The 13301-nt window shown below is 46.7% G+C and carries 6 protein-coding genes, 3 tRNA genes and 2 pseudogenes; 3 read left to right on the top strand and 8 right to left on the bottom strand.

The features are described 5' to 3' along the window. Nucleotides 1–320: 320 nt before the first annotated feature. Nucleotides 321–2108 (bottom strand): AMP-dependent synthetase/ligase, encoded by a 1788-nt coding sequence (locus DK423_RS02455; RefSeq protein ID WP_005558495.1) that lies wholly within the window; start codon nucleotides 2106–2108, stop codon nucleotides 321–323. Nucleotides 2109–2305: 197 nt separating this feature from the next. Between DK423_RS02455 and dnaE the strand changes: the two genes are divergently transcribed. The 3 genes and pseudogenes from dnaE to DK423_RS11485 all read left to right on the top strand — a co-directional run bounded on the left by dnaE (nucleotide 2306) and on the right by DK423_RS11485 (nucleotide 6769). After that, nucleotides 2306–5782: a DNA polymerase III subunit alpha gene (gene dnaE / locus DK423_RS02460; RefSeq protein ID WP_061886836.1), complete on the top strand. Its 3477-nt coding sequence runs from the start codon at nucleotides 2306–2308 to the stop codon at nucleotides 5780–5782. 94 nt (nucleotides 5783–5876) lie between these two features. Continuing rightward, nucleotides 5877–6321, top strand: a pseudogene (locus DK423_RS11080) (transposase). 235 nt (nucleotides 6322–6556) lie between these two features. Next, nucleotides 6557–6769: pseudogene (locus tag DK423_RS11485) on the top strand (IS3 family transposase). A gap of 492 nt (nucleotides 6770–7261) precedes the next feature. Here DK423_RS11485 and DK423_RS02485 read toward each other — a convergent pair. The 7 genes from DK423_RS02485 to DK423_RS02515 form a co-directional block, all read right to left on the bottom strand. Then, on the bottom strand, nucleotides 7262–8716 hold the full coding sequence (locus tag DK423_RS02485; RefSeq protein ID WP_005558501.1) for a catalase: 1455 nt from the start codon (nucleotides 8714–8716) through the stop codon (nucleotides 7262–7264). Between the two features lie 263 nt (nucleotides 8717–8979). Next, nucleotides 8980–10329: an NADP-specific glutamate dehydrogenase gene (gdhA, locus tag DK423_RS02490; RefSeq protein ID WP_005558503.1), complete on the bottom strand. Its 1350-nt coding sequence runs from the start codon at nucleotides 10327–10329 to the stop codon at nucleotides 8980–8982. A gap of 306 nt (nucleotides 10330–10635) precedes the next feature. Then, nucleotides 10636–12009, bottom strand: coding sequence for an argininosuccinate lyase (gene argH / locus DK423_RS02495; protein ID WP_005558505.1), 1374 nt, complete (start codon nucleotides 12007–12009; stop codon nucleotides 10636–10638). Nucleotides 12010–12121: 112 nt separating this feature from the next. Further along, nucleotides 12122–12910: a glycosyltransferase family 32 protein gene (locus DK423_RS02500; protein WP_005558507.1), complete on the bottom strand. Its 789-nt coding sequence runs from the start codon at nucleotides 12908–12910 to the stop codon at nucleotides 12122–12124. A gap of 108 nt (nucleotides 12911–13018) precedes the next feature. Further along, a tRNA-Val gene (locus tag DK423_RS02505) sits at nucleotides 13019–13094 on the bottom strand. Between the two features lie 27 nt (nucleotides 13095–13121). After that, nucleotides 13122–13197: transfer RNA gene (locus DK423_RS02510), tRNA-Val, on the bottom strand. Nucleotides 13198–13224: 27 nt separating this feature from the next. Continuing rightward, nucleotides 13225–13300: transfer RNA gene (locus DK423_RS02515), tRNA-Val, on the bottom strand. Nucleotide 13301: the final 1 nt, after the last annotated feature.

A 13301-nucleotide genomic window follows, 5' to 3' on the forward strand; every position in this document is an offset into this window, starting at 1 on the left:
TAAATTACATTGATAATTAATATGTTAATAGGTTGTGCAGCTTAAAAATGTAGATTAAGGTGTTATAAATTAGATTTGGTACTTGATTATATTAATGGAATTTTATTGGCTAATATTTGCGCAAGACTGAATTAAGGGGGTACATCGTAACCATATAATTTTTAAATGCAAGTAAATTTTCATTGTTTTACAAAAAATAAGGTCTTTTTTGAAATTTTTTATTAAAATTCACTTGAAAGACGAATAATAAAGAGAAATTAATATAAAAAGTGCGGTGAAAAAACACATTATTTTTCCACCGCACTTTTATGTTGAATCATTTAGTTATACATCGCCTCAATCAGCTCTTTATAACGCTGTAAAATCACTTTTCGTCGTAATTTCAAGGTTGGTGTGATTTCTTCCAATTGCGTGCTGAATGCTTGGGGCAAAAGGGTGAAACGTTTAATTTGTTCCCAGCCTGCCAATTCTTTTTGTAACTCGTTAATTCGGCGTTCTAACATTTGAATAATCTCCGAATTTCTTAACAATTCCAAACGATCCTGATATTTGATGTTGACCTGTTTGGCGTAGTCTTCCAGTGCTGCATAGCAAGGCACGATGAGGGCAGAGACGTATTTTTTCGCATCGGCGATGACGGCAATTTGTTCGATGAATTTATCTTTGCCGATTTTACTTTCCAGCACCTGCGGCGCGATGTATTTGCCGTTGGCGGTTTTCATCAGTTCTTTAATGCGATCGGTGATGTATAAATTGCCGTCGGCATCGAATTCGCCGGCGTCGCCGGTTTTCAGGAAACCGTCTGTGGTGAAGGTATCGGCGGTTTCCTGTGGTTTTTTATAATAACCTTTCATCACCATGCCGCCACGCACCAAAATTTCGTTATTTTCGCCGATTTTTACTTCCGCGCCCGGCATGAGGGTGCCGATAGAATTGGCGTTAAAGTTGAAATCATTCCAGCAGGAAACGGTGGCAGTGGTTTCCGTCATGCCGTAACCCAGTTTGATGTTTAAGCCGATACTGTGGAAAAACAAACCGATGGTCGGTTCCAATTTGGCACCACCACACGGCATCATACGAATGCGCCCGCCGAGTAAGGCGCGTAATTTACCGAGCACCAATTTATCGGCGAGGGCATGTTGTTGTTTTAACAGGAAGCCGATTTTCTGTTGCTTGGCAAGGGCATCGAAATGTTTGCGCCCGACGGCAATGGCCCAATTGAAAATCCATTGGCGCAGCTTCGGTGCATTATGCACTTTGTCCAAAATCGCCGCATAAATCTTCTCATAAAAACGAGGCACGGCACACATCAACGTCGGACGAATCTCCATCAACGCCGCCCGCACTTGATTGGTGTCTTCAATGTAACAGTTGGTGGCACCGCGATGGAGCACATACGCCACCCAAGCCCGCTCAAAAATGTGGGACAGCGGCAGAAAAGAAAGGGATACATCGGTATCATCCACCTGCAACGCCTGGTCGTGCGCCTTCAGCTGGTGCGCCAGATTGGCATAATCCAACATCACGCCTTTCGGTTCGCCGGTGGTGCCGGAGGTGTAAATCAGGGTGAATAAATCTTCCAGGCATTTGTCGTCCAGCCGTTGTTGCAATTGTGGTCGAGATTGCTCGTCCGCCATTTCAATAAAATCCTGCCAATGACAGGCTTTGGCGTGTTCCTGCAAATGAATGGTGCTTTTCATCGCCACGATTTTTATAAGCTTAGGGCATTCATCGGCGATGTCGAGCACTTGGTCATATTGTTCCTGATCGCCGACGAAAATGATCTTCATATCGGCATTATTAATAATGAACTGCGCCTGTTTTGCGGTGTTGGTGGCATAAATCGGCACGGTCACTGCGCGCACCTGTAATATACCGATGTCGGTGATTGTCCAGCGCGGCATATTGTGTGCGAAAATACCGATTTTATCCTGAATATCAATATGATTGGCTAAAAGTGCCAGAGAGATGTGATCCACCTGCTGTTGCAGCTCCGCCCAGGAAATATCCAGCCGGTTATTGTCTTTGAAATAGCGAAGTGCGGTGCGATTTGCCAGTGTTTTTGCCTGATGGCGAATACGGTTGATAAAATGAAAATTGAGATCCATGGTTAAAAATCCAAAATCAGCTAACAATTGTGCGCTAATATAGCCGATTGACGATCAAAACTCTAGTAATAAAACCGCGTTTTGTGGGGATTTATTGTGTCGGTACGGCAAGACATCAAGACAATTATCCCTACAATTCCCCGCAAAATACCGCTAAAATACACCGCACTTTTGTCTGATTTTTCCCAAGGATTTTTATGTCGCAGCCACGTTTCGTTCATTTGCAGGTTCACAGTGATTTTTCCATGATTGACGGTATCGCCAAGGTGAAGCCGTTGGTGAAAGCCTGTGTGGGAAGTGGTATGGTGGCGATGGGCCTGACGGATTTCACCAATTTTTGCGGTTTGGTGCGTTTTTACGGCGAGGCGTTGTCTTCCGGTGTGAAGCCGATTATCGGGACGGATGTGTTGGTGCAAAGTGAACTGTGCGGCGATGAAAAATTCCGTTTAACCCTGCTGGCGAAGAATAACGAAGGTTATAAAAACATTACGTTACTGCTTTCGAAAGCCTATGAACGCGGCTATGCCGATTTACCTTATATCGATCAGCAATGGCTGGTGGAACATCGCGCCGGGGTGATTGTGCTGTCCGGCGGGGTGAGCGGTGATGTGGGCAAGAAATTACTCAGAAGCAACACCGATGAACTAAAAAGTGCGGTGGATTTTTACCGTGAATTTTTCCCCGATCATTTCTATTTAACCCTCACCCGCACAGGTCGCCCTGACGAAGAACGTTATATTAAAGCAGCGCTGGAACTGGCGGAAAAACAACAATTGCCGGTGGTGGCGACCAACGATGTTTGTTTCTTGCAGACGGAGGATTTTGAAGCCCATGAAATTCGCGTGGCGATTCATGACGGTTTTACCTTGGACGACCCGAAGCGCCCGAAACTTTATACGTCGCAACAATATTTTCGCTCCGAACAGGAAATGTGCGATTTGTTCGCCGATGTGCCGAGCGCGTTGGAAAATACGGTGTTAATTGCACAGCGTTGTAATGTCACCATTCGTTTGGGCGAATATTTTCTGCCACAATTCCCGACCGGTGATTTAACTACGGAAGATTATCTGGTGAAGCGCGCCAAAGACGGCTTGGAAAAACGCTTAAAGGTGTTGTTCCCCGATGAAAAGGTGCGTGCCGAACGCCGCCCGGAATATGATGAACGGCTACAGGTTGAACTGGATGTGATTAACCAAATGGGTTTCCCGGGCTATTTTTTGATCGTGATGGAGTTTATCCAATGGTCGAAAGATAATGACATTCCGGTGGGACCCGGGCGTGGTTCCGGGGCGGGATCTTTGGTGGCATATGCACTAAAAATTACCGATTTGGATCCGTTGGAATTCGATTTGCTCTTTGAGCGTTTCCTCAATCCGGAACGGGTTTCCATGCCTGACTTCGACGTGGATTTCTGCATGGACGGACGCGACCGCGTGATTGACCATGTGGCGGAAATGTACGGGCATGGTGCGGTGTCGCAAATCATTACCTTCGGTACTATGGCGGCAAAAGCGGTAATTCGCGATGTGGGGCGGGTGCTGGGGCAACCTTACGGCTTTGTGGATCGCATTTCCAAACTGGTGCCGCCGGATCCGGGTATGACCTTGGCTAAGGCCTTTGAAGCAGAATCGAAATTACAGGAAATTTATGACGCGGATGAAGAAGTACGTGCCATTATCGACATGGCGCGTAAACTGGAAGGTGTCACGCGGAACGCCGGTAAACACGCCGGCGGGGTGGTGATTTCACCGACCCTGATCACGGATTTCTCGCCACTGTATTGCGATTCGGAAGGCAGACACCCGGTCACCCACTTCGATAAAAATGATGTGGAATATGCCGGTTTGGTGAAGTTTGACTTCCTCGGTTTGCGCACCTTGACCATTATTAAATGGGCGCTGGATATGATTAACGCCCGCATGGAAAAAGAAGGCAAGCCGTTGGTGGACATCAGCGCCATTCCGTTAGACGACCAACAATCCTTCGATGTGCTACTGAATGCGGAAACCACGGCGGTGTTCCAGCTGGAATCGCGCGGTATGAAAGATTTGATCAAACGCCTGAAACCTGACTGTTTTGAAGACATTATCGCGTTGGTGGCGTTGTTCCGTCCAGGTCCGTTGCAATCAGGCATGGTGGATAATTTTATCGACCGCAAACACGGACGGGAGGAAGTATCTTACCCCGACGCTAATTATCAGCACGAATCCCTCAAACCGATTTTGGAACCGACCTACGGCATTATTTTGTATCAGGAACAGGTGATGCAAATCGCCCAAGTGTTGGCGGGCTATACGTTGGGCGGCGCGGACTTGCTGCGCCGTGCCATGGGGAAGAAAAAACCGGAGGAAATGGCGAAGCAACGTTCCGTGTTTGAAGAAGGCGCGGTGAAAAACGGCGTGGACGGCGGACTTGCTATGAAGATCTTCGACCTGGTGGAAAAATTCGCCGGTTACGGTTTTAACAAATCCCACTCCGCCGCCTATGCGTTGGTGTCTTATCAAACTCTGTGGCTGAAAGCCCATTATCCGGCGGAATTTATGGCAGCAGTGATGACCTCGGAAATGGATAACACGGACAAAATTGTAGGCCTATACGACGAATGTATGCGCATGGGGTTAAAAGTAGTGCCACCCGACATTAACACCGGTAAACACCATTTCAGCGTGAATGAAAACGGCGAAATCGTGTACGGAATCGGTGCCATCAAAGGCGTGGGTGAAGGCCCTATTGCCGCATTGGTGGAAGCGCGTGAAAAGAACGGGATCTTTAAAAACCTGTTTGATTTATGCGCCCGTGTGGATTTAAAGAAAATCAACCGACGCACCTTTGAAAGCCTGATTAAATCCGGTGCTTTCGATAAACTCGGACCGCACCGCGCCGCGCTACAGCAAAATCTGGAAGATGCGCTGCGTGCTTCCGATCAACACGCGAAAGACGAAGCCTTAGGGCAGGTGGACATGTTTGGTGTGCTGACGGAAACTAACGAGGAAGTAGAAAATTCCTACGCCAACATCGCACCTTGGAAGGAAAAGACCATTTTGGACGGCGAACGGGAAACCTTAGGTTTGTATCTAAGCAGCCACCCGGTAACCCGTTATTTGAAAGAATTGGCGCATTATAGCCCCGTTCGTTTGAAAGAGTTGGTGCCGAATTATCGCGGGCAAATGAGCACCGCCAGCGGTTTGGTGATTAACACCCGCGTTGCGGTGACGAAAAAAGGCAACCATATCGGTATCGCCACCATTGATGACCGTTCCGGTCGATTGGATTTAACCTTATTCGGTGAAGCCTTGGAAAAATTCGGCGAGAAACTGCAAAAAGACACGGTGATCGTGGTTTCCGGGCAAGTGAGTTTTGATGATTTCTCGCAGGGGTTGCGTATGTCCGTGCGTGATCTGATGACCATCGACGAAGCCCGTGCCCGTTATGCCAAAAGCCTGGCGATTTGCTTGTCGCAAGAGCAAATCACATCGCAATTCATTAAACAATTTAAAGGCATTTTACAGCCTTACAGCGGCAATTCGCTGCTGGTGCATATTTACTACCAAAGCCCGCAGGGCAGGGCGCTGGTTAAAATGGGCGTGCAATGGTCAGTCAACCCGACGGACGAACTGCTCACCGAACTGGCGGCATTGTTGGGTGAAAGTGCGGTGGAATTGGAGTTTGAATAGATAAGGAAAAGTGCGGTTAAAAAAATGATTGTTTTTTCAACCGCACTTTGATCTACACCCCAAAAAAACCGGCATCTAATTTGAGGTGTAGATTATGTCCTATTCTTATCAATTTCGTTTAAAAATTATCAAGCCGGTCACCGAGCAGGATTTTGGTATCCGTGAGGTGGTTAAACTTCATCAGATTCCTCATTTTCAAGTCATTTATTGGTTAAAAGCCTCTCGTGAAAGAGGGCTTGATCGCGTAAAATTGCCTTATGCTAAACCCAAAACCCAAAACCCAAAACCCAAAACCAAAAATCCAAAATCCAAAATCCAAAATCCAAAATCCAAAACCTAAAACCTCCAAAATTCTGAAACCCCAAATGAAAAGAACGCAGATTGAAATGGCTGAAACAAGCGACTTTTCACCACAAGCTTTTAAAAAGCTGAAACGGGAACCCGCCCTTGCAAAAGCAGATATTGATTATCTAAAAAAGTTAGGGCAATTGGACGATCAAAAACGACGGCAGAAAAAAGAAAAGCCATCAAAAAGTTAAAGGAAAAGCAAGGTTATAGCCGGGAGAATTTCGACCTTGATGGACTTAGCGAACCGGGAAATTATTGCTTATAGTTTTTCTACGAGCCCCAAGTTTTCGCCGGTGAAAAAGATGTTAGAGGAGGGGCTTAGTCGTCTAAAACCGACAGACTGCCCGATTATTCACAGCGACCGGGATATATTATATGGCACGGCAGAATGGGTTGAACATGTTAGAGGGGAAAGCCATGCAAAGCATGAACCGCCGAGGAAATTGCGACGACAATGCAGTGATTGAAAGTTTTTTTGCTATCTTGAAATCAGAATGTTTTTACTCATGCACTTACACCTCTATTGCTGAATTATAGACGGAGATTGAAGAATATTTGGTGTATTACAACGAAAAACGAATTAAACTCAATTTAAAAGGATTGAGCACGATACAATACCGTGATCAATACTTAAGTTAGCTAACCTGTCCAACTTTTGGGGACAGATTACTTTCTATTTGTATTATTTGCTTTACATCGCTTTCTCAGTTCCCAACGTGCTTAGTGGCACAGCGACATTCCCCGTTAGATAAAATAAAATTAAAGGTGCTGTGCTCTGTCAATACATTACTAATTTATTAAATTGCTTAGAAAATTTGTTCTTCACTTGCCTTTTTATGGAAGTGTTTTTTTATTCTTCCGCCATGTAACAAAATGCCGTTTTAGAATCGATGCTTCCGATGAGGTAGTAGAAGGATTTGTTTATGTCAGGTAGCTACACAAATCTGTTTCTAACCTTTACTTAGCATAACCACACAATGAGTTCAGATTTAACACTATAATTTGATGAATTTCAATATTTGCACACCGTGCATTGTTAGATCAAGCTTGTTGGTTTTATAGCGGATTCGGCTAAAAAAATGACCGCACTTTTGAAGCAAAAGTGCGGTCGGCTCTTGAGTTAGATTTGAATTAAGCAAGTTTTGCGCGAATGGCGTTTGCCAATTCCGTATTAACGCGTTCAAAGTGTACCAACTGGTGTTCCACGACGACTTCGTCGGTGACTTCTGCGAGGCTGGCGGCGAAGTTACCGGCGAGGCGGTCGCGTTGGGCGGCGTCCATAATGGCGTAAAGCGCAGCAGGTTGCGAGTAATAATCTTCGTCGTAATCACGGAAATTAAAGTGCGCGCCTTCACGTTCCAGTTGCAATGACGGGCCTTGATCGTGGGTTGGCACATAGGTGTCAAAGCGGTTTGGAGCATAGTTCGGGTGTGTGCCGCCGTTGTTATCTACGCGCATTGCACCGTCACGGTGGGTGGTGTGATACGGGCATTTTGGCGCATTCACCGGAATTTGGTGGTGGTTTACGCCCAAGCGGTAGCGTTGTGCATCTTGATAAGAGAATAAACGACCCTGCAACATACGATCCGGCGAGAAGCCGATGCCGGGCACGTTGTTGTTCGGCGCGAAAGCGGCTTGCTCCACTTCAGCAAAATAGTTTTGCGGATTGCGATTCAGTTCCAACACGCCTACATCAATCAACGGATAATCTTTGTGCGGCCATACTTTGGTTAAGTCAAAGCTGTAATTGTGTTTTTCTGCATCGGCTTCCGGCATGATTTGAATTTTCACGTTCCAACGGGGGAAATTGCCGTTGGCAATGGCATCATATAAATCACGTTGGCTGGATTCGCGATCTTCACCCACCACCTTCGCCGCTTCTGCGTTGGTTAAGAATTTATGACCTTGTTGGGTTTTGAAGTGGAATTTCACCCAAAAGCGTTCGTTGTCGGCATTGATAAAGCTGTAAGTGTGGCTGCCGTAGCCGTTCATGTTGCGCAGACTTGCGGGAATGCCACGATCGCTGAACAGAATCATAATTTGGTGCATGGATTCCGGGTGGCGCGACCAGAAATCCCACGCGGCGGTGGCATCACGTAAGTTAGTTTGCGGGTTGCGTTTTTGAGTGTGGATGAAATCCGGGAATTTAAGCGGGTCGCGAATGAAGAACACCGGCGTGTTATTGCCCACTAAGTCCCAGTTGCCTTGTTCGGTGTAGAATTTCAACGAAAAACCGCGTACATCGCGTTCTGCGTCGGCGGCACCGCGTTCGCCGGCAACGGTGGAAAAGCGCAACAGCACATCCGTTTGTTTGCCCACTTCGCTAAACAGCGCGGCTTTGGTGTATTGGGTGATGTCGTGGGTGACGGTGAATGTACCGAATGCGGCGGAACCTTTGGCGTGCACCACGCGCTCAGGAATGCGCTCGCGGGCAAAGTGGGCCAGTTTTTCTTGATACCACACATCTTGTAACAACAACGGACCGCGTGGGCCGGCACTCATGGTGTTGTCATTATCCACCACCGGCGCGCCGGCAGCAGTAGTCAATGTGGCAGAGTTATGATCGAAAGGGCATTTTGCTGACATAATCATTTCCTTAATTTTTGAGTAGTAGAGTAAAAAATATCCATTTTCATGGATGATCGATTGACAAAAATTATAAATACCGCCAAAAAGTTCTCAATCTATTAAATTAATAATATTTGACGATTAAAAAATAACTATTAATAGTTAGAATTGATTTAATCAAGAAAAAGAAATGAGAAAAGAAGATGATCGCACGTTGATCTGCACCCTAAAACAGGGCGGATCAAAGTGCGGTCATTTTCAACGGTGTTTTTTCTGGCTGATTAATACACGCCTTGTGCCAACATAGCATCGGCGACTTTCACGAAGCCGGCGACGTTGGCGCCCACCACATAGTTGATGTTGTCTTGGGCATCGGAACCGTATTTTTTACAGTTGGCGTGAATATCCAGCATGATGCTGTGTAATTTCGAGTCCACTTCTTCGCGGGTCCAGCTTAAACGTTGTGCATTTTGCGACATTTCTAAGCCGGAAGTTACCACGCCGCCAGCATTTGCCGCTTTGCCCGGTCCGAATAAAACGCCGGCACCAATGAAGGCATTGGTGGCGTCGATGGTGGTCGGCATATTGGCGCCTTCCGCCACTACCTGTACGCCGTTAGCGATAAGGGTTTGTGCGTCGCTCAATTCCAATTCGTTTTGGGTGGCGCAAGGCAGGGCAACGTCCACTTTTAAGTTCCATGGGCGCACATCTGCCACATATTTCAAACCGAACTTATCGGCGTAATCTTTTACACGACCGCGTTTCACATTTTTGATTTCCATCAGAGCGGCTAATTTTTCGGTGGTGAAGCCTTCTTCATCTACCACAGTGCCCGAGGAGTCGGAACAGCTGATGACTTTTGCACCTAATTCCAAAGCTTTTTCGATGGCATATTGCGCTACGTTGCCGGAGCCTGAAACCGCCACGGTTTTGCCTTTCAACGCCTGCCCTTTTTCCGCTAACATGGCTTGCACGAAATAGACCAAGCCGTAACCGGTGGCTTCCGGACGGATTAAGCTGCCGCCGAACGTCAACCCTTTACCGGTGAATACGCAGCCGGTTTGGTTGGAGAGTTTTTTCATCATGCCGGTTAAATAACCTACTTCACGACCGCCCACGCCGATGTCGCCCGCCGGAACGTCGGTATCCGGGCCGATGTGGCGATAAAGTTCCGCCATCAGCGCTTGACAGAAACGCATGACTTCCGCATCACTTTTGCCCTTCGGATCGAAGTCGGAACCGCCTTTGGCGCCGCCCATCGGTAAGGTGGTTAAGGCGTTTTTGAAGATTTGTTCAAACCCTAAGAATTTTAAGATGGATTGGTTTACGGACGAGTGAAAACGCATACCGCCTTTGAACGGACCGATAGCGCTGTTAAATTGAATACGGAATGCGCGGTTGACTTGTACTTGTCCTTTATCGTCCGTCCATGCCACGCGGAACTGAATGGCGCGTTCAGGCTCAACCAGACGTTCTAACAAGGCTTCGGAGCGATATTTCGGGTTTTGTTCAAGAAATGGCCAGATGGAGGTAAATACTTCACGTACGGCTTGTAAAAATTCAGGTTGGTTGCCATCGCGTTGTTCGACTTTGGCTAAAAATGTTTCTAAGGAAGGAACCGAGCTAGACATAAGAAATCTCCTGTAAGATGAACGTTGTTGTTTGCATTTGTGTGAGTAGTGTGTTGCTCAACTATTATGTTGTTAAGTCGGTTTTCAATATTGTAACAGTCGGGTAGATAGTTTCAAATTTTTTTCTAAAAAAATATTGAAATATTTTGTCTTGATGGAAATACGTTAGATTATATTCAATAAAAATTTTCTTTTATTGAATAGAGTTTAATTTTTGACTCAGTAAGTAAAATCAGTGCTAAAAACAAACAAAAGTGCGGTCAGAAAAAATAATATTTTTTCTGACCGCACTTTACGACGTATTTCCTACGCAAATCGGGCTTTTGCATCTGCGATGGCTTCGGCAATGCGCAACGGTGAAACCCCGCCTTTGGCGGCACGTTTGTCTAAGCAGGATTGCAGAGACAGAATATTGTATACATCGTCCGACACTTTTTCACAGAATTGACGGAATTCCGGAATGGTCAATTCTTCCAACGCCTTGTGTTGCTTGATGGCATACACTACGGTTTCGCCCACGATATGGTGGGAATCGCGGAACGGCACGCCTTTAGCCACCAAATAATCCGCCAATTCGGTGGCGTTGGAGTAGCCTTTGAGGGCGGATTCGCGGGTACGTTCCACGTTCACTTTAATATCATCCAACACCAAAGACGCCATATCTAAGCAATCCTGCCAGGTATCCAACGCATCGAAAATGCCTTTTTTGTCTTCCTGCATATCTTTGTTATAGGCCAATGGTAAGCCTTTTAGCGTCATCAGCATAGCGTTTAAGGCGCCGATAACCCGTCCCGCTTTTCCGCGAATCAATTCGCAGGCATCAGGATTTTTCTTTTGCGGCATAAGGGAAGAACCGGAGGTCACGCGATCGGAGAGTTCCACGAAATTGGATTCGCCGCTGTTGAAAATAATCATGTCTTCGGCGAAACGGGATAAATGCACCATGCTAAGGGACGCGGAGGAAAGCAGTTCGACGATGTGATCGCGGTCGGACACGCTGTCCAAACTATTGCGGGTGGCGAAGGCAAAATCCAGATCCTTGGCGAGCTGTTCGCGATCGATAGGGTATGCCGTGCCGGCAAGGGCGCCGCTACCCAGCGGGCAGCTGTTCATGCGACGGTAAGCGTCGGCTAAACGGGAATAATCACGATCCAGCATTTCTACATACGCCATGCACCAATGTGCAAAGGTAATCGGCTGGGCGCGTTGCAGGTGGGTGTAGCCCGGCATTACGGCATCCTGATTGTTCTCTGCGGTGAGCATCAATTTACGTTGTAAGTCACGAATGGAATGCTGCAATTCGGCAACCCGCTGTTTACACCACATTTTGATGTCGAGCGCCACTTGGTCGTTGCGGCTACGCCCGGTGTGCAGTTTTTTGCCCAAATTACCCACTTTATCAATGAGTTTACTTTCCACCCAGCTGTGAATGTCTTCCGCATCATCTTGTAAAATCGCGTGCGGATTTGACCGCACTTCAATTAATAATTCGTTCAGCGCCTGTTCTAGTTGTTGCTGTTCCTGCGCATCTAAAATGCCCACGGAGACCAGCGCTTTCGACCAGCCGATTGAGCCTTCAATGTCTTGTTCCGCCAAGCGGTAGTCAAAGCGTAATGAATCGTTAAAGTTTTTAAAACGCTTATCCGCAGCTTGCGTGAAGCGCCCACCCCAAAGTGCCATAGAACCCTCTGATTGTTATTTGTGAAATCGGTTAAAAAATATATCACAGAAACAAAAAAGGCGATCAACAAAAATCTGCTTTTTGTGACCGCACTTTTTGCTTAATTGACGGTTATTTTAATAAATCTTCGTTTTTCGCGTGAATCCATTTGCCGCGTTTTTTATCCATGTATTGAAAATATTCGTTGGCAAAGGTGCCTTGCGCACAGGTCAGTTTGTCGCGGCGGGTATTGACATCTTTGTTTTCCAATGCCTTATTTAAGGTGTCCGGACCGGTGAGGACAAACACGCCGCCGTCAATACGACGGTTTTCGATATTATCAATAATAATGTCCAGGGTTTCTTTCAAAAACGGATTGCCTTTGCGGCTGGCTAAAAAGAAATTGGTGTAACGACCACGGCGCGTAATGAGCACTTCGTCATCTTCGGGATCAATCATCTTATCCAAATTGCCGACCAAATGGCCGTCGATGTCCATGTAAATACCACCGTCGTGGTAGAGCGTGAATAAACGCCAGAAATCCGCCTGCGCTGCGCCGTCGGTGAGTCTGCTATACGCGGCGAACGTACGCGTATCGGCGTTTTTTTCAATATAATCGCTGCGCGCTTCGGTGCTCACATAACGGTAATCATAACCAGGCGAAAACAGGCGATTGACCAAATAGTTACAATAAATCGGTAAGGTAACTTGGTTGCTGTAGTTGGTTTGCCAGATGACTTTATTGATTTTGCCGGGCTTATTGGTTGGGCATCTTGCCGGGCTGAATTCCGGAATGGTAAAGCGCTTTTTCGGAAAAATCGCGTGGAACGGGTAACTTAGGATTTTGACAATATTGCCGGCTAAACGTAACAAGCCGTTAGAAATAAGAAGTGCGGTCTGATTTTTAATTGGTTTATTCATTCAATGAATCCGTTGATGCAACTGAAAAATTGGGCGTACTTTATCACTTTACGCCAAAAGAATAAATGTTCTGAACCTGTTGAAATAAAATAATTAAAGGGAAGTGAGTGGTGGGCGATACCGGTCTCGAACCAGTGCCCCCCTCCTTGTAAGGGAGGTGCTCTCCCAACTGAGCTAATCGCCCGACGAATCGGCACTTTAAGATTTTAAGTGGTGGGCGATACCGGTCTCGAACCAGTGACCCCCTCCTTGTAAGGGAGGTGCTCTCCCAACTGAGCTAATCGCCCGACGAATCGGCACTTTAAGATTTTAAGTGGTGGGCGATACCGGTCTCGAACCAGTGACCCCCTCCTTGTAAGGGAGGTGCTCTCCCAACTGAGCTAATCGCCCC

It is taken from the genome of Aggregatibacter actinomycetemcomitans (genome assembly GCF_003130205.1).
Classification (GTDB): Bacteria; Pseudomonadota; Gammaproteobacteria; order Enterobacterales; family Pasteurellaceae; genus Aggregatibacter; species Aggregatibacter actinomycetemcomitans_A.

Coding starts and splice junctions, on each gene's coding strand:
- DK423_RS02455 (WP_005558495.1), bottom strand. CDS start 2,108: ATGGATCTCAATTTTCATTTTATCAACCGTATTCGCCATCAGGCAAAA.
- dnaE (WP_061886836.1), top strand. CDS start 2,306: ATGTCGCAGCCACGTTTCGTTCATTTGCAGGTTCACAGTGATTTTTCC.
- DK423_RS02485 (WP_005558501.1), bottom strand. CDS start 8,716: ATGTCAGCAAAATGCCCTTTCGATCATAACTCTGCCACATTGACTACT.
- gdhA (WP_005558503.1), bottom strand. CDS start 10,329: ATGTCTAGCTCGGTTCCTTCCTTAGAAACATTTTTAGCCAAAGTCGAA.
- argH (WP_005558505.1), bottom strand. CDS start 12,009: ATGGCACTTTGGGGTGGGCGCTTCACGCAAGCTGCGGATAAGCGTTTT.
- DK423_RS02500 (WP_005558507.1), bottom strand. CDS start 12,910: ATGAATAAACCAATTAAAAATCAGACCGCACTTCTTATTTCTAACGGC.